The organism is Pseudomonas sp. Z8(2022), assembly GCF_025837155.1.
Taxonomy (GTDB): Bacteria; Pseudomonadota; Gammaproteobacteria; order Pseudomonadales; family Pseudomonadaceae; genus Aquipseudomonas.
Window position 1 is genome coordinate 2,241,112 of the sequence record NZ_CP107549.1, and the last position, 21,249, is coordinate 2,262,360.

19 protein-coding genes are annotated in these 21,249 nt (G+C 63.6%); 14 read left to right on the forward strand and 5 right to left on the reverse strand.

The features are described from left to right. Positions 1-20: 20 nt before the first annotated feature. Entirely contained in the window at positions 21-485 is a 465-nt protein-coding gene (locus OEG79_RS10670; RefSeq protein ID WP_264145007.1) for a ferritin-like domain-containing protein, read from the reverse strand. Positions 486-612: 127 nt separating this feature from the next. Continuing rightward, positions 613-1,164, reverse strand: a complete 552-nt coding sequence (locus OEG79_RS10675; protein WP_264145008.1) for an ATP-dependent Clp protease proteolytic subunit — start codon at positions 1,162-1,164, stop codon at positions 613-615. 393 nt (positions 1,165-1,557) lie between these two features. Between OEG79_RS10675 and OEG79_RS10680 the strand changes: the two genes are divergently transcribed. Continuing rightward, positions 1,558-1,971: a CopD family protein gene (locus tag OEG79_RS10680; RefSeq protein WP_264145009.1), complete on the forward strand. Its 414-nt coding sequence runs from the start codon at positions 1,558-1,560 to the stop codon at positions 1,969-1,971. 79 nt (positions 1,972-2,050) lie between these two features. On the opposite strand, the gene OEG79_RS10685 is transcribed toward OEG79_RS10680, so the two are convergent. After that, a complete protein-coding gene (locus OEG79_RS10685; RefSeq protein ID WP_264145010.1) occupies positions 2,051-2,509 on the reverse strand; it encodes a DUF2231 domain-containing protein in 459 nt (152 codons plus the stop codon). A gap of 147 nt (positions 2,510-2,656) precedes the next feature. Between OEG79_RS10685 and coxB the strand changes: the two genes are divergently transcribed. The 7 genes from coxB to OEG79_RS10720 all read left to right on the forward strand — a co-directional run bounded on the left by coxB (position 2,657) and on the right by OEG79_RS10720 (position 9,168). After that, the gene (gene coxB / locus OEG79_RS10690; RefSeq protein ID WP_264148708.1) at positions 2,657-3,547 is read left to right on the forward strand and encodes a cytochrome c oxidase subunit II; all 891 of its coding nucleotides are present in this window, start codon (positions 2,657-2,659) and stop codon (positions 3,545-3,547) included. Next, positions 3,544-6,075 (forward strand): cytochrome c oxidase subunit I, encoded by a 2,532-nt coding sequence (ctaD, locus tag OEG79_RS10695; protein ID WP_264145011.1) that lies wholly within the window; start codon positions 3,544-3,546, stop codon positions 6,073-6,075. The genes coxB and ctaD overlap by 4 nt, the downstream gene beginning before the upstream one ends. After that, entirely contained in the window at positions 6,075-6,428 is a 354-nt protein-coding gene (locus tag OEG79_RS10700; RefSeq protein WP_264145012.1) for a hypothetical protein, read from the forward strand. Before ctaD ends, OEG79_RS10700 begins: the two co-directional genes overlap by 1 nt. After that, positions 6,419-7,240, forward strand: a complete 822-nt coding sequence (locus OEG79_RS10705; protein WP_264145013.1) for a cytochrome c oxidase assembly protein — start codon at positions 6,419-6,421, stop codon at positions 7,238-7,240. The genes OEG79_RS10700 and OEG79_RS10705 overlap by 10 nt, the downstream gene beginning before the upstream one ends. Positions 7,241-7,513: 273 nt before the next feature. Next, positions 7,514-7,831, forward strand: a complete 318-nt coding sequence (locus tag OEG79_RS10710; RefSeq protein ID WP_264145014.1) for a hypothetical protein — start codon at positions 7,514-7,516, stop codon at positions 7,829-7,831. 105 nt (positions 7,832-7,936) lie between these two features. Then, positions 7,937-8,296 (forward strand): hypothetical protein, encoded by a 360-nt coding sequence (locus OEG79_RS10715; protein WP_264145015.1) that lies wholly within the window; start codon positions 7,937-7,939, stop codon positions 8,294-8,296. Between the two features lie 689 nt (positions 8,297-8,985). After that, a complete protein-coding gene (locus tag OEG79_RS10720; RefSeq protein ID WP_264145016.1) occupies positions 8,986-9,168 on the forward strand; it encodes a hypothetical protein in 183 nt (60 codons plus the stop codon). Between the two features lie 11 nt (positions 9,169-9,179). Here OEG79_RS10720 and katE read toward each other — a convergent pair whose 3' ends face one another. Beyond that, positions 9,180-11,318 carry a catalase HPII gene (gene katE / locus OEG79_RS10725; protein ID WP_264145017.1) on the reverse strand — a complete coding sequence of 713 codons (2,139 nt, stop codon included), beginning with the start codon at positions 11,316-11,318 and terminating at the stop codon, positions 9,180-9,182. Positions 11,319-11,597: 279 nt separating this feature from the next. Here katE and OEG79_RS10730 point away from each other — a divergent pair, with 279 nt between their 5' ends. After that, complete coding sequence (locus tag OEG79_RS10730) at positions 11,598-12,122, forward strand: DUF4142 domain-containing protein (protein ID WP_264145018.1); 525 nt, start codon at positions 11,598-11,600, stop codon at positions 12,120-12,122. Between the two features lie 44 nt (positions 12,123-12,166). Here the strand turns inward: OEG79_RS10730 and OEG79_RS10735 are convergent, their stop codons facing one another. After that, entirely contained in the window at positions 12,167-12,649 is a 483-nt protein-coding gene (locus OEG79_RS10735) for a CinA family protein (protein WP_264145019.1), read from the reverse strand. 234 nt (positions 12,650-12,883) lie between these two features. Here OEG79_RS10735 and glgA point away from each other — a divergent pair, with 234 nt between their 5' ends. From glgA to OEG79_RS10760, 5 genes are read left to right on the forward strand one after another with little or no spacing between them, the layout of a single operon-like run. Continuing rightward, positions 12,884-14,419 carry a glycogen synthase GlgA gene (gene glgA, locus OEG79_RS10740; RefSeq protein WP_413247501.1) on the forward strand — a complete coding sequence of 512 codons (1,536 nt, stop codon included), beginning with the start codon at positions 12,884-12,886 and terminating at the stop codon, positions 14,417-14,419. 23 nt (positions 14,420-14,442) lie between these two features. Further along, the gene (gene treZ, locus OEG79_RS10745; protein WP_264145020.1) at positions 14,443-16,173 is read left to right on the forward strand and encodes a malto-oligosyltrehalose trehalohydrolase; all 1,731 of its coding nucleotides are present in this window, start codon (positions 14,443-14,445) and stop codon (positions 16,171-16,173) included. Further along, entirely contained in the window at positions 16,170-18,224 is a 2,055-nt protein-coding gene (gene malQ, locus OEG79_RS10750; protein ID WP_264145021.1) for a 4-alpha-glucanotransferase, read from the forward strand. Before treZ ends, malQ begins: the two co-directional genes overlap by 4 nt. Further along, positions 18,217-20,979, forward strand: a complete 2,763-nt coding sequence (locus tag OEG79_RS10755; protein ID WP_264145022.1) for a malto-oligosyltrehalose synthase — start codon at positions 18,217-18,219, stop codon at positions 20,977-20,979. The genes malQ and OEG79_RS10755 overlap by 8 nt, the downstream gene beginning before the upstream one ends. Next, complete coding sequence (locus tag OEG79_RS10760) at positions 20,976-21,242, forward strand: DUF2934 domain-containing protein (protein ID WP_264145023.1); 267 nt, start codon at positions 20,976-20,978, stop codon at positions 21,240-21,242. Before OEG79_RS10755 ends, OEG79_RS10760 begins: the two co-directional genes overlap by 4 nt. The last annotated feature ends 7 nt before the right edge of the window (positions 21,243-21,249 follow it).

Sequence of the window (21,249 nt, forward strand, 5' to 3'; positions counted from 1 at the left end):
CCACCTGGTAGCCAGCAAGATCAGCTCTTGGCGCGAGCCGCGTCACGCAGGGCTCGGACTTCATTGTGGTTGCGCAGCACACCCTGATACTGACGCTCCACGAGGGTGCGGATCTGCGGCGGCAGATTCTGGGTCAGGGCTTCGCTGTAGCGTTCCTTGGCCACGTCTTCGCCACGTTCGGCTTCGTTGAGGATCGCTTCTTCATCCTTGCCGGTAACCAGCGATTTCAGGTCGACCCAGCGGCGGTGCAGGTCGCCACTCACGCTGGTGCTGTCCTCCGGGTCGCCACCCAGTTCCAGTACAGTGCGCTGCAGCTCTGCCGCTGCTTCGCCGCACTGCCGCGAGCGCTGCGTGAACAGTTCCTTGATGTCCGGGCGCTTGATGTCTTCGGCGCAGGCCTTGAATCCGGCTTCACCGTCCTTGCAGTTTTCGATCAGCTTGTTGAGGGTGCGTACCAGGTCTTTGCGATCGTCTTTGAGATCCATGAGTCTCCTCCGGGCCGGATAAACGGCCATTGCTTGGTGGTATGTCCCTTGGCGGGGCCTACATGAATCCGACGTCAGGGCTTCGCTGAACGTTCAGGAAATTTTCCAGGCGGTCAGCCGAACCGCCTCAGCTATGCACGCACCAGTTGACCGATTCGGCCGGCATGCCGAGGCAGTCTTCGCGGTGAATCACGCCTGCTGCCAGTGCTTCTTCGACATTGAGAATGCGCGGCGCAGACATCAGGCACTCCAGTACGTTGAGGGGCGCCTGAGCGCCCTGCGTACGCTCGGCGACGATGTCGGCGTAGAGCTGCAGGTCGTAGTCCAGGCTCATGGCGTATTCGGACATGCGCGCATGGTCCACGGCGCCGTTGACCGTCCAGTGGAAGGGGTGAAAGAGGAACTTGCTGTGCCGGCAGGCCGTGCGTGTTTCGCCAGCGAGAAAGATGATGTTGCCCATCGATTCGACGGTGCCGAGGTTGTGCGTCTTTACCGGCACCGGCAGCGAGATGAGGAAGTTGTAGAGGGAGAAGCCATAGCTGCACTCCCCGCCCATTGTGGCGATCTTGATCACCAGCTCATCGGCCCCCTGGTGGACCGCCTGGCTGCATTTGTCGATCAGCTGGCCACAGGTGTAGGAGTTGATCGGTGCAGTGAAATGCACGACGTGAGTTCTCATGTTTGCTCTCCTCTGCCATGAAGCAGTTCGCGAGGCTGTTTCTTGAAGTGAGTGAAAACTCATCGGCGGGTTTCAATTTTCTGTCGGACGCTGTTGCCGAAGCGCCGCAGGCCCCAGGCAAAAAAGCTTGAACACCAGCGCGATAGGCAACTCTGTTTGTTTCAAGGAAGCTTGCCAGGCTATGAACCCGGCCCTGGCTGGCGCAATCGCGCCATTGAACGAGCAGACATGCTTCCCCCCGGGCCGCCGCACCGTCTCCTCCTTCTCCTTGCGGCGGTTCCGTTTTTTTCCCGGGAGGCGATCAGGCCGAACTCACATATGGTCAGGCAGTCACACAGTCATGACCTGCCCCTGGGCCACGTGCTCGAAACGAACGGACGCAAGGGAGCATCGATGCCACTGCTCAAACTGCTGCACTTCATGGCGCTGATCGGCTGGTGCGGGGCGCTGCTTTACCTGCCCGCGATGATTGCAGCCAGCACGCGCAGCAGCGATCAACTGTTCTACCGCGACCAGGCCCACCTCACCCGCGCGATCTTCAACCTGGTCGCGACCCCAGCCGCGTTGCTGGCCATCGGCTCGGGCACGGCACTCTTTCTGCGCGAATCGATCTTCGATCCTTGGCTCATCCTCAAGCTCACCAGCGTTGCCGGCATGGTGCTGTGCCATGCGCTGTGCGGCGTACTGATTCTGCGTACCGAGCGCGTCGTCGATCCCGCACTGCGCCGCCATTGCCTGCTGATCGGCCTGCTGCTGGCCGGATTGATCGGCGCCACGCTGTGGCTGGTGCTGGCCAAACCCTTCTGACCACGGAGTACCCGAGAACATGCATGCCCTGCCCCGCTCTCCTTGCTATCCAGTGGCCGACAGGCAGGGCTCGGGGGCTTCATCGCGTGTCCACACCGACCCCATGTTCGTACACCAGGCGCCCGCCCAGGTAGGCCGCCAGGCCGATCAGGACGGCAGTCAGCAGCGACAGGTACAGCCCCCAGCGTTCCATTCCATGCTCCGGGCCGGAGTAGCGCAGCAGCCAGTTCAGCGAGGCCAGCGACAGCATCATCACGGCGATGATGGCGTGACACCAGGCGGTGATCTTGCGCCGGATGCTGTCGACCGTGAGCAGATCGACCAGCCCGGCCATGCTTGCGGCCCAGCCGCCAAAGGCGCCGACGCCGGCCAGCCAGAGACTGGCACGCGCCCAGAACGGATCGGCCAACAGCAGATAGGCGATGTCGGTCGCTACCAGGCCCAGCAATGCCGCCACGGGAAAGTGGATCATCATCGGATGCAGCGGATGCCCGGCGATGGCCGCACGACTGACGATAACTTCCTTTATTTCGGCCATCCCGGCCTCCCTGAACGGATAAGTGATGAGGTGAAACGGCAGCGTCATTGGCTGACGCCCTGTTTCAAGTTGACCACGCTGACGCTGGCAGTTCCGTTTCTCGTTGCCTGCGAAGGGCCGCAGTCGGCGCTCGATCCGGCCGGGCCGATGGCGCGCGAGGTGGCGATCCTGTGGTGGGCGATGTGCGCGTTCTCCACCCTGGTGCTGATCGTGGTGACGGCCTTGTGGGTGCACGCCTTGCGCCGCAAGAGCCCGCAGGTGGATGCCGCACGGGCCCGCCAGCTGACGCTGCGTTGGCTGATTGGGGGCGGTCTGGTGTTGCCTACCTCAAGCATTCTGGTACTGCTGCTGTTCGGCATCCCCATCGGTCACCGCATGCTGCCCCTGCCACTGAGCGGCGAGCAGCCATTGCGCATCGAGGTGATCGGCCATCAATGGTGGTGGGAAGTGCGCTACCCGGACAGCGGCGTGGTCACCGCCAACCAGCTTCATCTGCCGGTCGACCGTCCGGTGGACCTCGACGTCACCAGTGCCGACGTCATCCACTCGTTCTGGGTGCCGCGTCTGGGCGGCAAGATCGACATGATTCCCGGCAGGCACAACCGCATCCGCCTGCAGGCAGACCTTCCCGGCACCTTTCGCGGGCAGTGTTCGGAGTTTTGCGGCACCCAGCACACCCACATGATTCTCGACGTGCAGGCCCACGCAGAAGAGGACTTCGCGAACTGGCTGCAGAGCCGCAGTGACTGGCAGGCCAGCGCCCTGCCCGGCCCGGCCGGCGAAGCTTTCGCGGCGCGCTGCGGCCAGTGCCACCGGGTGGCGGGCGTCAGCGACGGCAATCGCGCCCCGGATCTGAGCGATGTCGGCGCGCGAGCGATGCTCGGCGCCGGCGTGCTGAACAACGAAGCGGGCGCGCTGTTGCGCTGGCTGCAGGAGCACCAGCGGCTCAAGCCCGGCAATGCCATGCCGCTGCACGACGATCTCGACCCTGACCACCTCAGTGCCATCGCCGACTGGCTGGAGACCCTGCATCCGTGAGCAAACCAAACAACCAGGGCGTTGCCGATCCCGGGCAACTGCACGACCAGTTCAATGATGTCTGGGGCAACCCGCGCGGCTGGAAGTCGCTGACCATCGTCAACCACACCACCGTCGGCATTCGCTTCATGCTCACCGGGCTGGGCTTCTTCCTGTTCGGCGGCCTGCTGGCGATGCTGGTACGCACCCAGTTGGCGATCCCCGGTTACGAGTTTCTCGAGCCGGACATCTACAACCAGGTATTCACCATGCACGGCACGGTGATGATGTTCCTCTTCGCCGTACCGATGATGGAGGGCCTGGCGGTCTACCTGATTCCGAAGATGCTCGGTGCCCGTGATCTGGTGTTTCCGCGCCTGTCGGCGCTGGGCTACTGGTGCTACCTGTTCGGTGGGCTGATCCTGTGCGCCAGCCTGCTCCTGGGTATCGCCCCGAAAGCCGGCTGGTTCATGTACACGCCACTGTCCAGCGCGGTGCATACGCCGGGGCCCAACTCGGATTTCTGGCTGATCGGCATCACCTTCGTGGAAATTTCCGCTGTGTCGGCCGGCGTCGAACTGGTGGTATCGATTCTGCGTACCCGCGCCGAGGGCATGGCCCTGAACAGGATGCCGATCTACGCCTGGTACATCCTGGTCATGGCCATGATGATCGTGGTCGGCTTTCCGCCGCTGATCCTCGGCAGCATCCTGCTGGAACTCGAACGCGCCCTTGGCCTCCCGTTCTTCGAGGTCGCGCGCGGCGGCGATCCGATTCTCTGGCAACACCTGTTCTGGCTGTTCGGCCATCCCGAGGTGTACATCATCTTCCTGCCGGCAGCCGGCATCGTCTCGACCCTGCTGCCGGTGTTCTGCCAGCGACCGCTGGTGGGCTATCGCTGGGTGGTGCTGTCGATCCTGACCACCGGTTTCATCAGCTTCGGCCTGTGGGTGCACCACATGTTCACCGTGGGCATCCCTCAGTTAGCGCAGGCGTTCTTTTCCGCCGCGAGCATGCTGGTGGCCATCCCGACCGGCATCCAGGTATTCGCCTGGATCGCCACGCTGTGGGTCGGCAAGCCGCGCTACCACGTGCCGATGCTGTGGCTGGTGGGCTTTCTGGTGATCTTCGTCTGCGGTGGCCTGACCGGCGTGATGCTGGCCCTGGTGCCTTTCGACTGGCAGGTACACGACACCCATTTCGTGGTGGCGCACATGCACTACGTGCTGGTGGGTGGGATGTTCTTCCCGCTGCTGGCGGGCATCTACTACTGGCTACCGCATTTCTCCGGGCGCATGCCGTCGCTGCGTCTTGGCAAGTGGGGATTCTGGCTGGTATTCGTCGGCTTCAACCTGACCTTTCTGATCATGCACTGGACCGGCCTGATGGGCATGCCGCGGCGGATCTATACCTACCAATCCGGCCTGGGCTGGGATCTGCCCAACCTGATTTCCTCGGTCGGCAGCTTCATCATGGCCATCGGGATTGCCACGGTGCTGCTGGATATCGTGCTGCACTTTCGTTTCGGCCAGAAGGCGCCGAACAATCCCTGGGATGCGGATACCCTCGAATGGGCTACGCACCTGCCGCCCAGCGCCTACAACTTCGTCAGCCTGCCGCCGGTACGCACCCGCCACCCGATGTGGGAGTGCCCCGATCTGGGCCAGCGTATCGACAAGGGCGAATTCGCCCTGACCGTGATCGACCATGGCCGGCGCGAAACCTGGGGCGTCGAGCCGCTGACCGGGAAGGTGCGCGAGATCATTCACCTGCCCGGCAACAGCTGGCTACCGTTCATTGCAGCGGTATTCATTGCCGTCACCTGCCTGGGGCTGCTGAGCAAGTTCTACTGGGTTGCGCTGGCGGCGAGCATCGTAGCTGTACTGGTATTGCTGCGCTGGAGCTGGGAGAACGGTGCGCACCCACTGGCGGCGCCGGATGCCCGGGTACAGCCCGGCGAGCCGCCTCTGCACTCGCGCACCTGTGACGGGCCGGGGCTGTGGGGCATGGGTGTGACCCTGCTGGCCAACGGTGCCCTGTACCTTTCGCTGCTGTTCGGCTGGTTCTACCTGTGGACGGTGTCGCCGAACTGGCTGGTGCCGGACGAGCCGGTCATCGATCAGCGTCTGCTCTTGGCCAGCGCCGCACTGCTCAGCATCGCCGTGTTCTGGCAGCGGCCGGTGTTGCGTCGCCTGCGTCAGGGCCAGGGCGAGCCGGGTACGCTGATCACCTGCTTTGTCGGCGTTGCGCTGCTCGGTGCACTGCATGCCGGGCTGCTGCTCTGGGCATTGCTGGCGGGTGATCTGACGCCACGTGCCACCGCGCATGATGCGGTGATCACCGTCATGCTCGTCTACAGCCTGGCGCACGGCGCGCTGGCGTCCATCCTCAGCGCGTTGCAGGCGCTGCGCGTGCATTACGGCTACGTCTGCAAGCGCACTCCCTACGAACCACTGGTGGTCGAACAGCTCTGGCATTACAACCTCGCGGTGATGTGGATCACCTACTGCAGCGTGGTGTTGTTTCCGCCCACGTTCGGAGGTGTCTGATGCAACCGTTACGCTCACCCTACAACCCGATTCACATCCCGCTCGGCCTGGTGCTGTGGAGCATCTGGTTCGTGATCATCTATGGCGGCCTGTCGGTAGGTTGCGCGGTACTGCCACCTGCTCCTGGGCAAGGTCAGTGGACCTGGCTGAACGCCTCGCTGGCCGTGCTCAGCGTACTTACGGTAGTTGCCCTGCTTGGCCTGGCGCGGCTGTTCCACCGCGCTGCCAGAAAAGACGACGCCAGCCAGTCCGAGCGTTTCGTAGCCCGCCTCGCTGCGGGGGTGAACCTGATCGGCGCCATTGCCACCCTGTTCGTCACCCTGCCGACCCTGAGCCTGCCGCCATGCCTGTGATCGCTCTCGCACTGTTCCTGCTTCCTTGTACTGCCGCAGCGCATGGCCTGCTCGAAGGACACCTGCATCTGAGCGAACGCGTGCCGCTGTTTATAAGCGCCATGCTGCTGGGCGCTGCCTGGCTGCTCTACGGCATGGGCTGTCGCAAGGTACGCCCGCACGGGCGGGAGGCGCTGTGGATGCACCTGGCAATGGCCATCACCCTGTTTGCCGTATTCGGCCCCATCGATGACTGGGCGGAAACCAGCACCAGCCTGCATATGGTCCAGCACATGCTGTTCATGATCGTCATCGCGCCACTCTGGGCGCTGGCGCGGCCGCTACCGCAATGGCGTGCGGTGCTCGGCAGCTGGATGGCCCCGGTATCCAATGCGATTCTGCGCAGTGGCCGTTATCCGGTGGCTCTGGCGATGCTGCACGGGACGATGATCTGGGTCTGGCACACGCCCAGCCTGTACATGCTGGCACTGGACAACACCTGGTGGCATGCCATCGAACATGCCTGTTTTCTCGTCAGCGCCTGGCTGTTCTGGTGGTCCTGTCTGCGCGCCACTCCACGGCAGGTGCCACACGCGCTGATGGCCATTCTGCTGACACTGATGCACACCGGCCTGCTTGGTGCTCTGCTCACCTTCGGCAATGCGCCTTTCTACGGAGAGTCCCGCGATCTGGCGGACCAGCAACTGGCAGGCTTGCTGATGTGGGTACCCGGCAGCCTGGTTTATCTGGCCGCAGCCGGTTGGATCAGCTGGCGCTGGTTGACGCGCATCTGGCGCCGTCAGGCGGGAGAAAACGCCAGTAGCTCCCTGTAGTGCGCCAAGGCAATTCGCAAATGTGTGCGCGGCAATAAAAATGGGGCAGATAGTTGGTCGTATATTTTCCGTCACCGCCAACTCGTTGAATTGTTCTTCTGGCGCAAGACGCTGTATTCATAAAATAAAACCATCGCAACACATCCAGACTGTCTCAATTCGGTTCGATTTCGCAGTGATATCAGTTTGGTTTTTATTTTTACTAATCGTCCTAACTGTTGGTATGCGATGGATAGACCGCTATGTTTCATGAGGTCATTAAAGGAGATTCTCATGAAACACGATTTGGAAAGTATCAGATCGGCGTTATCCAGTTATCAAGTGGATATGACGTCGAGACCGGACGGCAGCATTGTGCTGACCATCGCCCACAGAGACCGCATGCTGGTTCGTGTTCTCGATGGTTCCTGCCCCACTCAGGAGGTGATAAGGCTGATTCATTTCGATATGACGCTGGAGGAAGATGGTGAATCGATTAATGAAGCAGTCAAACACTGTGATGTCACACAGCTACCAACCTACTCGCGCGAGCCGATTTTTCGCACGCGCTCCTCTCGCTTATGGGCCATGAGAAAGCTCACGAATGAATGAGGAGATACACACATGCCCAGATGCAAGGATTCAGCAACGATTCGGAACCTGTCCGAAGACCTGATGGGAATAATCAGAAGGCATATGCCCTGTCGACACCAACTGATGCACGAATGGCCCTACGCAGCCGGGTCGACATGCCTGGTGGTACTTCTGGTCTGGCAGCCCTTTCAGCCGGCGGCGCTGGCGGTGATGCTCACTCAACCGACGATACAGAGCGCTGAGCGCTCGCTACAGGAGATCGACTCGAACTGTTATCAGGTACGCAGTGAGGAACTCAGCGAGCAGACTTGCGAAAACTGCGACCAGGATAAAGTGGCCGGCACGCTTTCCGAGAGGGATTTTCAGTTCAGCCGCTCCATTCTCACTTGCTCGAATATATATCGCGCCCCTCTGCGCACACACGCAGAGGACAGACCCGCCAACGTGATGATCGAAGTGATCCGCTCCAATCACACCTTCTAGATGCCCTTCGGCTGGCATTTCCGGCCATCAATACTGCCTTTCTCCACCTCGCCTTTTATTGCGCCCCGATTATTTGATCGAATCATCGGGGTGACTGTCGATATGCACATAGCGTTAAACAGCGCAGAACTGTTCGCCAATTTATTTCTCCGCCCCCGCGATAAGCGGCAATAAGCGAAACCCCTTGCGTGGACAGGAAGGATAAAACCCGGAAACGCTGTTGCGATCAGGCAGCATTTCTTCTTGGCAAATAGATACTTAGCCCGTTGCCCGATCAAATTGTTCCTTATTGGTACAGGAAAGATGTTCCTACAGCATTTATACAAGAAGGCGTGAAATGAAAGGCATCGACAATTATCAGCAACACGTCAACGCCTACAACCATTGCGCAAACGCCTGCGAGCAATGTGCATCCGCCTGTCTTGATGGAGGTGATGCCGCTCATTATCACTGCATCGAGTCATGTCGAGATTGCGCAGACCTTTGTCGCCTGACGGTCACACTAATGTTGCGCAACAGTCCCTATGTCTCAGTGGCCAGCCAGCTATGCCGGATCGCCTGTCTGTCCTGCATGGAAGAGTGCATCCGACATTCCAGTCGGCATTGCCAGGAGTGCGCGCGCATTATTGCCAGGAGTGCGCGCGCATTTGCCAGATCTGTGCGCAGGAACCCTTATTGGAGTCAGCCTGATGAGCAAGAAAACGCAGAACAGCGACGAGCGGGTACCCGTGGCGCGCTCTGACGAGGCGCTGCTGGATGACCCTGGCAACGAAGACCCGGGCTCGCTACTCGATGCCCCCGTGCCGCTGCGCCCTTCGACCAGGGTGCAGCGGGGCGGAAAGCCCGGACCAGGCGAGGTCAAGCCGCGCTAGTCCGGGGTGGCTCAGGCCGGGATGCTCTTGGTCCGCGGTTCGCGAGCCCAGATGCGATGCTGCTTGAGCGCTGCCTCGAAACGCTTGTACAGCGGATCGAACCTGTCGCCACCGAGCATGCCGTCATCCTCTTCCAGGCCCAGCATGGTCGCCAGTTGAGCGGCATCGCCACTGAGCGCGATAGGCTTGAGGTGCTTGTAGGCTTCCAGCAAGTAATGCTTGGCCACACCATCGCCCTGCAGGGTCTTGAGCACCTGCTCGCCGCCCGGCACGAACACCGCATCGACGGTGATCGACGGCTCCGAGGCGAAGCTGCCGTCTGGCTGGATCGGCTGGCCGGCGGAGTCCTTCACCGCCGCTGGCGAAGGCGCCAGCAGTTTGGCCACGGCGCCGGCACCTTTGAGCATCTTCTTCAGACCGGCGACTTCATCGGCGTTGCAGCCGGGCGTCAGCAGAACTGCGACGCGCCGCCCGCGAATGTCGCCAGGCAGCAGATTCATCTGGCTGAGCGCCGGGGAAATCTGCGTCTTGCCCTCCTCCTTCGACTTTGAGGTGTCATCCAGGTCGATCCCCAGGTTCTGCGCCACGCGCAACGCCAGCTGCGGGTCGATATGGACGAGGATTTCCTTTACCTGACGCTCGCGGATGTACAGACGCTCGACCTTCGACAGCTCGAAGCTGTAGGCGTCGACGATGTGCTGCTGCTCGGCTTCGCTCATGCTGCGCCAGAACATCGTGGCCTGGGAAAAGTGGTCGGCGAAGCTGGGCGAGCGTACGCGGATCTTGGTGCCGTGGACCGGCTCGGGATAGGAACTGTAGCCGCCCCCGCTTGGCGCCGGTGGCGTTTCACGCGGCCAGTTGCCGTCGATCGAGTTCGGTTCGTAGGCGGCGCGACCGCGATTGATCTGCTGGCGATGAGGCGCATCGCGCTGGTTGTTGTGGAACGGGCACAGCGGCCGGTTGATCGGGATTTCATTGAAGTTGGGTCCGCCCAGACGCATCAACTGGGTATCGGTATACGAGAACAGCCGGCCCTGCAGCAGCGGGTCGTTGCTGAAATCGATGCCCGGCACCACGTGACCGATGTGAAATGCCGACTGTTCCGTCTCGGCGAAGAAGTTGTCAGGGTTGCGATCGAGCACCATGCGTCCGACCACGCGCACCGGCACCAGCTCCTCGGGCACCAGCTTGGTTGGATCGAGCAGGTCGAAGCCGAAGCTTTGCGCGTCTTCCTCGTTCATCACCTGCAGGCCCAGTTCCCATTCCGGGTAGAGGCCGCGCTCGATGTCTTCCCAAAGGCCGCGGCGGTGAAAGTCCGGGTCCTTGCCAGCGAGTTTCTGCGCTTCGTCCCACACCAGCGAACAGACGCCGGCCTTGGGCCGCCAGTGAAACTTCACCAGCTTGCTCTGGCCCTCGGCGTTGACCAGGCGAAAGCTGTGCACGCCAAAACCCTGCATCGAGCGATAGGCGATAGGAATGGCGCGGTCGGACATGGTCCAGAGCACCATGTGCGCCGACTCCGGGGTCAGCGAGACGAAGTCCCAGAAGGTGTCGTGGGCCGAGGCACCGGTCGGGATCTCGTTGTGCGGCTCGGGCTTCACCGCGTGGACGAAGTCCGGAAACTTGATCGCGTCCTGGATGAAGAACACCGGCATGTTGTTGCCCACCAGATCGAAATTGCCTTCCTCGGTGTAGAACTTCACGGCAAAGCCGCGCACGTCACGTACCGTGTCGGCCGAACCGCGCGGGCCCTGTACGGTGGAGAAACGCACGAACACCGGGGTGCGCTTGCCGGCTTCGCTGAGGAAGTTGGCGCAGGTCAGGTCGGTGGCCGGGTCGGTCACTTCGAAATAGCCATGGGCAGCCGATCCGCGCGCATGCACCACACGCTCGGGAATGCGCTCGTGGTCGAAGTGGGTGAGCTTCTCGCGCATGATGAAGTCTTCCATCAGCGTCGGCCCACGTTCACCTGCGCGCAGGCTGTTCTGGTTGTCGGCAATGCGCACACCGGTATTGGTGGTCAGGGCCTCACCGGTGGCGTCCTCGCGAAATTGCTCGAGCTGTTCGAGCTTGGCGTTGCTGTTGCTTCTGTCGAGCGTATCGCTGCCGGCCATCTGGCTGTTCCCGGCGCTTTTCGGTTGCTTGCTCATGGACTACTCCCTGCTGTTGGGGGGCACGCATGGGGCCGCGCGCTGATTGTTCGTGGCCATGTCAGGCATGGCGAGCCCGCAGGCCACGGTCGAGACGCTACGGGTAGTTTTTGGAGGTGGTCAGTCGCGGTTCCGTTCGACCTGAATTTTTCCTTTGCACCCGGCCGGTTGCGCCGTTTCGCTTGTCGTATCGCGGTTTCGCTGGCGCAAATTTGTCCTGAACTTCACCAGTGCCTTGCCCTTCTACCCCTGTGAACTCACATCCCAGGAGGATCGAACATGCACCCATTGAAACCACTGGCCTTGTTGGCCGCAGCCGCCTTTGCACTTTGCGCGGTCACCAGCCTGCAGGCCGCGAGCAAGACGGAATCCATCAGCAGCGAGGAGTTCGTCGAAGAAGCCTCGGCCAAAGGCATCGCCGAGATCGAGACGGCCAAGCTGGCTCTGGAGAAATCCCAGAACGATACGGTCAAGAGCTTCGCGCAGATGATGATCGACGATCATCGCCAGGCGAATCAGAAGCTGGCCGACCTGGCCAAGAGCAAGGATCTGGAGGTGTCCGATGACGCCGAGCTGCTCAATCAGGCCAAGGCCATGGTCCTGAAGCTGCGTGGCGAGGCGAGCTTCGACAAGGCGTACATGAACAATCAGGTGGTCGCCCACCGTGAAACCATCGAGTTGTTCCGTCGCGCGGTGAATGTCGATGACGAACAGCTGGCAGCCTTCGCACGCGAGACGCTGCCCAAGCTGGAACACCATCTGCAGCGCGCCGAGCAGCTCAATGGTCAGTTGCCGGAAGAGTAAGCACTCGCCTGCCGGATCGCTGCGGCGGTCCGGCAGAGTCCCAATCAGGCCTGGCGCAGGCGCTCGTAGTAATAAGCCAGCTGCTTCAGGGCATAGCGCGCCGCCTGTTCACGCACCTCGTTGCGGGAACCGCTGAACTGCACCGTCTCGCTGACCACGCCCTGATGCTGGTCGAGACGCATCGCACAGGCGATGCACTGCACGCCGTCCATGTCCCCTTCCGCTTCCGCCAACCCGGTATTGGCCAGCACGATATCGGCATCACTGCGCTGCAGCGCGCCGAGTGCCATTTCCCGCGCCACTTCCTCGCTGGTCAGGCCAAAGCGCTCGATGGTGTTCGGGTTGACGCCCAGGCAGCGCTGCTTGGCCTTGGGTGAATAGGTGACGAATGCGCAGTCGAGCACCTGCCCGCTACCCGGCACATCCGCCACCAGTGAGCTGATCAGACCGGCCGTACAGGACTCGGCAGTGGCCAGGCGCAGCTTGTACTTGCTGAGGAAATCAACCACCTGCTCGACGTTTTGCATTTTCCGTTCTCCCAGAGGCTAGCCGTGAAGCTCTGTGGAAGCGTCAGGCGCATGCAAAGTTCAACCTTTCACGCTCCGTCGGCCGCTGAAAAAAGGTCGAACCTTTGTCGCGATCACCCCGTCAGGAGAAGGGTAAGGGGGGAGATTGCGGATCATGTTCGTCCCATCGTCCTCCTTCGCAGGCCCTCGCTCAGCAGGCGAGTCGTCCCAAGGCCCAACTCAATGGAGAGAGACATGGCAAGTGCTGCAGCCTCTGCACATATTCAGTCCACCCCGACCCTTTACGCCGCAGCCAAGCTACCCCTGCAGATGCACAGCGAGCATCCCGACCGAAAGCGCGTGCTGTTCGTCACGTCGGAGTTCGCCGATCTGATCAAGTGTGGCGGGCTGGGTGACGTTTCCGCCGCCCTGCCTCGCGCGCTTTCTCCGCAACACGACATACGCCTGCTGATCCCCGGGTACCGGCAGGTCGTGGAAAGCGGACGGCCGATCCGCATCGTCGGGCAGGTGCCTGGCGTGGCCGCCCTGCCGCCCTGCCAGATCGGGCGGATGGATCTCGCCGATGGTCTGATCGTCTACGTCCTGCTCAACCATGCGCTGTACGAGCGCGACGGCACGCCTTACGTCGATGCGCATGGCCGCGACTGGGCCGACAGCCACATTCGCTTCGCCCGCCTTGGCCTGGCCGCAGCGGAAATCGCCACGGGCGACGCCGGTATCCAGTGGCGTCCGGAGCTGGTACACGCCAATGACTGGCCCGCAGCGATGGCGCCCGCCTACATGGCCTGGCGCCAGGCCGGCACGCCCGCCCTGCTGACCATTCACAACCTGGCCTATCAGGGCCTCTGCGACATGCGCTGCGCCAGCGAGCTGGCGATACCGGAGTCGGCGTGCGGCGTGGATGGCCTGGAATTCTATGGCCAGCTGTCCTTTCTCAAGGCCGGCATCGCCTACGCCCAGCATGTGACTACCGTAAGCCGCCGCTATGCCTGGGAAATCACCACATCGGAGCATGGCTGCGGCCTGGACGGCCTGCTGCGGGCCAAGGTGCTGGGCAATCAGCTCAGCGGCATCGCCAACGGCATCGATGAGAGCTGGCAGCCGGAGAGCGATGTGCACCTGGTGCAGGGCTTCAGCGCCGGCGACTGGGCCGGCAAGCAGGCCAACACCGAGTACGTGCAGCGCTGGCTGAATCTCGACGCTGACGGCCCGCTGTTCGCGGTGGTATCGCGTCTGGTGCAGCAGAAAGGCATAGACCTGACCCTGGAAGTCGCCGAGCACATCGTCGCCCGCGGTGGTCGCATCGGTGTGATCGGCCAGGGCGAGCCGGCCCTGGAAGCTGCCATGGCCGATCTTGGCCGGCGCCATCCCGGCCGCGTCGGCGTGCACATCGGCTTCAACGAGAGCGATGCGCGGCGCCTGTACGCTGGCAGCGACTTCCTGCTCATGCCTTCGCGTTTCGAGCCCTGCGGCCTCAGCCAGATGTACGCCCAGCGCTATGCCTCGCTGCCCATCGCGCGCTGCACCGGCGGCCTGGCCGATACCATCGAGGATGGCGTCAGCGGTTTTCTCTTCGATGCGCCGCATGTCGATGCCTACCGCGAGGCCATCGACCGCGCATTGAAGGTCTTCGAGCATCCCGAGCTGCTCGAAGCCATGCGCTGCCATGCCATGCGCTCCCCGCTCTACTGGCGCCAGTCGGTTCAGCCTTATGACCGCCTGTTCAAACGCCTGCTGAGCCAGGTCAGCGCCCGTCGGGCTCTGCGTTGATGTACAGCCATGGCGCTCGGCCAATGGCCGATGGACGTGTGCGCTTCGCCCTGTGGGCGCCCAGCGCCAGTCAGGTTGAGCTGGAACTGCAGGACGGTGGCTTGCAACCGATGCAGGCGCAGGAGGACGGCTGGTTCGTGGCGCTGCTGCGCTGTCCGGCCGATACCCGCTATCGCTACCGCATCGACGGGCAGTGGTCGGTACCTGACCCGGCCTCGCGGCGTCAGGTCGAGAACGTGCATGGTTTCAGCCAGGTAGTCGACCATTCGGCCTACCCCTGGCGCCACCACGAGTGGAATGGCCGCCCCTGGCACGAGACGGTGCTGTACGAGCTGCATGTCGGTCTGTTCGGCGGTTTCCAGCAGGTCGTAGAGCATCTGCCGCACCTGGCCGACCTGGGCGTCACTGCCTTGCAGCTGATGCCCCTCAATGCCTTCTCCGGAACGCGCAACTGGGGCTACGACGGCGTTCTGCCCTTCGCCCCGGCCAACGCCTACGGCACCCCCGACGAACTCAAGCAACTGATCGACGCCGCCCATGCCTATGGCCTGATGGTGTTCGTGGATGTGGTCTACAACCACTTCGGCCCTGACGGCAATTATCTGGGTGTGTATGCGCGGCAGTTCTTTCATGAAGAGCGCATCACGCCCTGGGGTGCGGCCATCGATTTCAGCCGCCCGCAGGTACGTGATTTCTTCTGCGAAAACGCCCTGATGTGGTTGCTGGATTACCGCGTCGACGGCCTGCGCCTGGACGCCGTGCACGCCATCGACGATGACGATTTTCTCAGGGAACTGGCGGCGCGCGTGCGCTCGGCAATGCCTCAGCAGCGCCAGGTGCATCTGGTGCTGGAGAACGAGCACAACGCCGCGCACCTGCTGCGTGACGGCTTCGATGCGCAGTGGAACGACGATGGCCACAACACCCTGCATGCGCTGCTCACTTTCGAGAACGAAAGCTACTACGCCGACTACGCCCAGGCGCCGACGCGCAAGCTGGCTACCTGCCTGGAACAGGGCTTCGTCTATCAGGGCCAGGCCAATCGCCACGGCCAGCCACGCGGCGAACCCAGCGCGGATCTGCCGCCGCACGCCTTCGTGCTGTTTCTGCAGAACCACGACCAGGTGGGCAACCGCGCCTTCGGCGAGCGACTGACGCTGCTGGCCGACGTCGACGCACTGAAGGCCGCCACCGTGCTCCTGCTGCTGTGCCCGATGGTGCCGCTGCTGTTCATGGGGGAGGAATGGGGCAGCAAGAGGCCGTTCCTGTTCTTCACCGATTACCACGACGAGCTGGCCAATGCCGTGCGTGAAGGCCGGCGCAACGAGTTCGCCGACTTTTCCCAGTTCAACTCGGCGCACAGCCGCGAGGCCATCGCCGACCCCAATGCCGAAGCCAGCTTCCAGCGCTCGCAGCCGGATCTGGCGCCGGCCCTTGAGCCGCAGCAGCGCGATTGGCTGGCCTTCTATCGCGGCCTTCTGCAGGTGCGCCACAGCCGCTTGCTGGCGGGCTTGCAGGAGGCCCGTAGCCTCGGTGCACAAGTGTGGGGCGACGGCGCCGTACTGGCACGCTGGCGACTCGGCAACGGGCCGGCGCTGAGCATCGCCGTCAACCTGGGTACCAGCGCCGTATCCCTGCCTGCCGAGGCCATGCACGGCGAACGCCTGTACACCTTGCACATCGACGATGCCGACCTGCGTCAGGGGCAGCTGCCGTCGCGCAGTGCCCTGGTCACCCTGGAGCCCGCCCGATGAGTGATCAACTACTGGCCGAACTGGCCCGGGCTGCGGACCTCAGCATCGACTGGGTCGATGCTTACGGCCAGCCACAAAGCGTCACCCCGGAAGCGCAACGCAACCTGCTGGAGGCATTGGGCTACCCGGCGCAAAGCCCCGGGCAGCTGCGTGAAAGCCTGAACTCGCTGGTGCACCGCCAGCAGGTGCCGGAAGACTGCGCCCTGCTTCTGCAGGACCAGGGCCAAGCGCTGTCCCTGACCCTTTACCCGGCCGAAAGCCCCTACCGCCTGACCGACGAACAGGGCAACGTCAGCGAGGGACGACTCGACTCGAAGGGTCGTTTGCCGCCCCAGCAGCAGACGGGTTACTTCCAGCTGGAAATCCGCGATAGCCGACATGCGCTGGCGGTGGCGCCTGAGGCCTGCATGTCGCTGCAGCAGCTGTGCGGCAAGCCGCGCATCTGGGGTCTGACCGCGCAGCTATATGGTCTGCGCCGCGCCGGCGACGGTGGCCTGGGCGATACCCTGGCCGTTGCCGACCTGGCCCGGCATACCGCCAATCACGGCGCCGATGCGATCGGCCTGAGCCCGGTACACGCCCAGTTCAGCGCCGATCTGCGCAGCTATGGCCCCTACTCGCCCTCGAGCCGGCTGTTCTTCAACACGCTGTACGCGGCCCCGGTCACCCTGTTGGGCGAGGAGCGCGTCAGGCATGCCGTCCAGGCCGCCGGGCTGCAGGATGAAATGACACGTCTGGAAGCGTTGGAACTGATCGACTGGCCGGCTGTGGCGACCGCTCGCCAGCGCCTGTTGCGTCAGCTGTACGCAGACTTCTGCCAGGAGCCGGGAGCGCTACAGGCCCGTTTCGCGGCATTTGGCGCAGCCGGCGGCGAAGCCCTCCAGCAACATTGCTGTTTCGAGGCCATTCATGCGCATCGCCTGCGTGAAGGAGCCAGCGGCGACTGGCGAACCTGGCCGGATGAGCTGCGCAGCCCCAACCAGGGTGCGGTGACACGTTTTGCCATCGAACATGCAGATGAGCTGCACTTTCACGCGTTCTGCCAATGGCTGATCGCCCACGGGCTGGAAACAGCACAGGCCACGGCCTGCGGCGCCGGTATGGGCATCGGCCTTATCGCCGACCTGGCGGTGGGTGCCGACTGCGGCGGCAGCCAGGCCTGGTCGCGACAGGACGAACTGCTGCCGCGGGTTACCGTCGGCGCACCGCCGGATGTGCTCAATCGCCAGGGGCAGAACTGGGGCGTCGCCGCCTTCTCGCCGCAGGGCCTGCGCCAGCATGGCTTTCGCGCCTATATCGAAATGCTCCAGGCCAACCTGGCGCATGCCGGCGGCATCCGCATCGACCATGTAATGGGCCTGCAGCGGTTGTGGGTGATCCCCCAGGGCGGGGAATCGCAACACGGCGCCTATCTGCGCTACCCGCTGGATGACCTGTTGCGCCTGCTGGCTCTGGAATCGCACCGCCATCGGGCGCTGGTGATCGGCGAAGATCTCGGCACTGTGCCCGATGGCCTGCGCGAGAGGCTCGCCGCACGCAACATACTCGGTACCCGAGTGCTGCTGTTCGAGCAGGACGACCTCGGCTTCGTGCCGGCCGAGCGTTGGCCGGGCAATGCCCTGGCGACCACCACCACTCACGATTTGCCGACGATCAAGGGCTGGCTCGCCGGACGCGATCTGGAATGGCGGGTGCGTGCCGGCCAGCGCGATGTCGAGCTGCTGGAGGGCGATCACGCCGAGCGTGCCGCAGAACGCGTGGCGCTGCGCCAACTGCTGGAACGCCAGGGCATGGTGGCCGGCGGTGATGACGATGCCTGCCTGCAGGCCTGCATCGAACATGTCGGCCGTACACCGGCGCCACTGACGCTGCTGCCGCTGGAGGACGCCTGCGGCCTGGAGCAGCAGCCCAACCTGCCCGGCCCCGGCGATATCCACCCGAACTGGCGGCGGCGCTACCCGCTGCCGGTGAGTGAACTGCTGGAACAACCGGCCGTCAGTGCGCGCCTGGCCACCCTCGATGAAGCACGCCTGGAGGCTGGCAATGATTGAGTTGCGCGCAACGCAGCGCCTGCAGCTGCACAAGGATTTCACCCTGTTCGACGCCGCTGCGCAGGTGCCCTACCTGGCGCAGCTGGGAATCAGCCACCTGTATGCCTCGCCGATCCTCACCGCCCGGCCGGGCTCGCAGCACGGCTACGACGTGATCGACCCGAGCCGGATCAACCCCGAACTGGGAGGTGAAGAAGCGCTGGTGCAGCTGGTCAATACCCTGCGCGCCCATGACATGGGGCTGATCCTGGATATCGTGCCCAACCATATGGCCGTCGGTGGCGATGGCAACCCCTGGTGGCTGGACGTACTGGAATGGGGGCAAGGCAGCCCTTACGCGGCCTTTTTCGACATCCAGTGGCAATCCCACGACCCCTTGCTCAGCGGGCAGCTGCTGGTGCCCTTCCTGCGCACCGACTACGGCGAGGCGCTGCGCGACGGCACCCTGGAGCTGCACTTCGATGCCGAGCGCGGACGCTTCCATGCGCAACACTTCGAGCATCGCCTGCCGCTGACGACCTCCAGCTACGCCATCATCCTGCGCAGCAGCGATGATCTGGCCCTGCGCGAACTGGGCCAGCGTTTCGCCCGTCTGGGCAATGACGAGGCGAGTCGCGCGCAGGCCGCGCCGTTATGCGCCGAACTGGCCGCTCAGGCGCACAAGGTGCCGCCTCTGCTCGCCAGCTTTCAGGGCCGTGATGAAGCGGCGCAGAAACGCCTGCACGCCCTGCTGGAACGTCAGCACTACCGCGTGGCCAGCTGGCGTACCGCGGCGGACGACATCAACTGGCGGCGTTTTTTCGATATCAATGAGCTTGGCGCGCTGCGTGTCGAGCATCGCCAGGTGTTCGAACAGACGCATGCCAAGGTTTTCGAGCTGATCGAACGCGGCCTGATCGACGGCCTGCGCATCGATCATATCGACGGCCTGGCCAACCCGCGCGCCTATTGCAGTCGTCTGCGCCGGCGCATCCGCCAACTGCGCGGCTATGCGCCCTTCCCCATTTTCGTGGAGAAGATTCTCGGTGCCGGCGAACGCCTGCCGCAGGAATGGCCAGTGGACGGCACTACCGGCTACGAATTCATGAATCAGGTGTCGCTGCTGCAGCACGACCCGCACGGCGAACTGCCGCTCAGCGAGCTGTGGCAAACGTTCAGCGGGCGGCCAGCGGCCTTCGGGGAAGAAATCCAGCAGGCACGGCGCCTGGTGCTGGAAGGCTCGCTGGCCGGCGATCTGGAGGAAGTCGCCCAGCGCCTGCTGCACGTCGCCCGCCACGATATCGCCACCCGCGATCTGACCCTCGGCGCGATTCGCCGGGCGCTGCGCGAGCTGATCGTGCATTTCCCGGTGTACCGCACCTACGCTCAGGCCTGTGGCCGCTCGCAGCAGGATCGGCGCTTCTTTCAGCAGGCGCTGGAGGCCGCACGGCAGACGCTGGCCGAGGCCGACTGGCCATTGCTGCCGCATCTCGATGACTGGCTCGGGGGTACCGCCCTGCGCACCCTGCCACCAGGCCGGGCGCGGCGTCTGCGTACTCAGGCGCTGACGCGTTTCCAGCAACTGACCTCGCCAGCGGCCGCCAAGGCCGTAGAAGACACGGCGCTGTATCGCGCCGGGGTGCTGCTCTCGCGTTACGACGTGGGCTTCGATGCCGAGCACTTCAGTGCCAGCGTCGAGAGCTTTCACCAGGCCTGCGCCGAACGGTCCGCGCAGCATCCGCTCAATCTGCTGGCCACTGCCACCCATGACCACAAGCGTGGTGAAGACTGCCGCGCCCGCCTGGCGGTACTCAGCGAGCGCGCTGCCTGGTATGCCGAACGTGTCAGGCGCTGGCATGACCTTGCGCAACCGTTGCGCAGCGACCACCAACAGGCACCGGATGGCGGCGAAGAGGCGATCCTCTACCAGGCGCTGCTCGGCAGCTGGCCGCTGGGGCTTGAAGCGGATGACCAAGTGGGTCTGGACGCCTACCTGCAGCGCCTGCTCGGCTGGCAGCGCAAGGCGCTGCGCGAAGCCAAGCTCAACAGCGCCTGGAGTGCGCCGAACGACGCCCACGAGACAGCTTGTGCGGCCTTCCTGCGGCGCATGCTATGCGAGCCTGCGGGACTGGCCATGCGGCAGGAACTGGCCGACACGGTTGCCGCGATAGCTCCGGCAGGTGCGTTGAACAGCCTGGTGCAGAGCCTGCTGCGTCTGACCACGCCCGGGGTGCCCGATCTCTACCAGGGCTGCGAATTCTGGGATTTCAGCCTGGTCGATCCGGACAACCGGCGTCCGGTGGATTTCACCGCGCGCCAGGCCGCCCTGCACGCCGAGGTCAGTGCCGAGGCCAGGCTTGCCAACTGGCAGGACGGACGCATCAAGCAGTGGCTGATCCGTCAGGCACTGGCCTTGCGCAGCGAGCGCCCGCATCTGTTTAGCCAGGGCAGCTATCGCCCGCTTGGCGTCACCGGCGAGCACGCCGCCCAGGTGCTCGCCTTCCTGCGCAGCCATGGCGACGATCACCTTCTGGTCATCGTGCCGCGCCTGGCGGCCGGCCTGCTCGGCGAGCACCCGCTGCCGCACGTACCGCCCCGGCGCTGGGGCAACACCACTGTGCTACTGCCCGAAGAACTGCACGGCCTGCAGGCCACGGGCCTGCTCGGCGACTGTCAGATCGCCACGGGCCAGGGCATAGCGCTTGCCACGGCGCTGGCCGGGTTCCCGGTCAACCTGCTTCGCATCCACCCCGTCACTACAGGAGCCACGCCATGATCGATGAACAGCGTATCCGCGAGTTTGCCTTCCAGATCTGGGAGTCCGAAGGTCGTCCCCATGGCCAGCATGAACGGCACTGGAAAATGGCCAGCAAACTGGCCGAAGCCGAGGCGCAGGCTCAAGCTCAGACGCAGCCCCAGGCAGCGCCCAAGCCGCGGCGTATCAGCAAGCCGAAGACGGTGCCGCTGAGCGAAGCCGAACAGCCCGTGCTGCTGAAGAAACCCCGTGCCCCGCGCACACCAAAAACGCCGAAAGCCTGAGGTCACC

What these genes read in the sequence shown, in the direction of transcription:
- OEG79_RS10685 (WP_264145010.1), bottom strand. Translation starts at nt 2,509, where the DNA reads ATGGCCGAAATAAAGGAAGTTATCGTCAGTCGTGCGGCCATCGCCGGG.
- OEG79_RS10710 (WP_264145014.1), top strand. Translation starts at nt 7,514, where the DNA reads ATGAAACACGATTTGGAAAGTATCAGATCGGCGTTATCCAGTTATCAA.
- malQ (WP_264145021.1), top strand. Translation starts at nt 16,170, where the DNA reads ATGAGTGATCAACTACTGGCCGAACTGGCCCGGGCTGCGGACCTCAGC.
- OEG79_RS10700 (WP_264145012.1), top strand. Translation starts at nt 6,075, where the DNA reads ATGCAACCGTTACGCTCACCCTACAACCCGATTCACATCCCGCTCGGC.
- glgA (WP_413247501.1), top strand. Translation starts at nt 12,884, where the DNA reads ATGGCAAGTGCTGCAGCCTCTGCACATATTCAGTCCACCCCGACCCTT.
- OEG79_RS10715 (WP_264145015.1), top strand. Translation starts at nt 7,937, where the DNA reads ATGCACGAATGGCCCTACGCAGCCGGGTCGACATGCCTGGTGGTACTT.
- OEG79_RS10735 (WP_264145019.1), bottom strand. Translation starts at nt 12,649, where the DNA reads ATGCAAAACGTCGAGCAGGTGGTTGATTTCCTCAGCAAGTACAAGCTG.
- treZ (WP_264145020.1), top strand. Translation starts at nt 14,443, where the DNA reads ATGGCCGATGGACGTGTGCGCTTCGCCCTGTGGGCGCCCAGCGCCAGT.
- katE (WP_264145017.1), bottom strand. Translation starts at nt 11,318, where the DNA reads ATGAGCAAGCAACCGAAAAGCGCCGGGAACAGCCAGATGGCCGGCAGC.
- coxB (WP_264148708.1), top strand. Translation starts at nt 2,657, where the DNA reads ATGGCGCGCGAGGTGGCGATCCTGTGGTGGGCGATGTGCGCGTTCTCC.
- OEG79_RS10730 (WP_264145018.1), top strand. Translation starts at nt 11,598, where the DNA reads ATGCACCCATTGAAACCACTGGCCTTGTTGGCCGCAGCCGCCTTTGCA.
- OEG79_RS10705 (WP_264145013.1), top strand. Translation starts at nt 6,419, where the DNA reads ATGCCTGTGATCGCTCTCGCACTGTTCCTGCTTCCTTGTACTGCCGCA.
- OEG79_RS10670 (WP_264145007.1), bottom strand. Translation starts at nt 485, where the DNA reads ATGGATCTCAAAGACGATCGCAAAGACCTGGTACGCACCCTCAACAAG.
- OEG79_RS10680 (WP_264145009.1), top strand. Translation starts at nt 1,558, where the DNA reads ATGCCACTGCTCAAACTGCTGCACTTCATGGCGCTGATCGGCTGGTGC.
- OEG79_RS10755 (WP_264145022.1), top strand. Translation starts at nt 18,217, where the DNA reads ATGATTGAGTTGCGCGCAACGCAGCGCCTGCAGCTGCACAAGGATTTC.
- OEG79_RS10760 (WP_264145023.1), top strand. Translation starts at nt 20,976, where the DNA reads ATGATCGATGAACAGCGTATCCGCGAGTTTGCCTTCCAGATCTGGGAG.
- OEG79_RS10675 (WP_264145008.1), bottom strand. Translation starts at nt 1,164, where the DNA reads ATGAGAACTCACGTCGTGCATTTCACTGCACCGATCAACTCCTACACC.
- OEG79_RS10720 (WP_264145016.1), top strand. Translation starts at nt 8,986, where the DNA reads ATGAGCAAGAAAACGCAGAACAGCGACGAGCGGGTACCCGTGGCGCGC.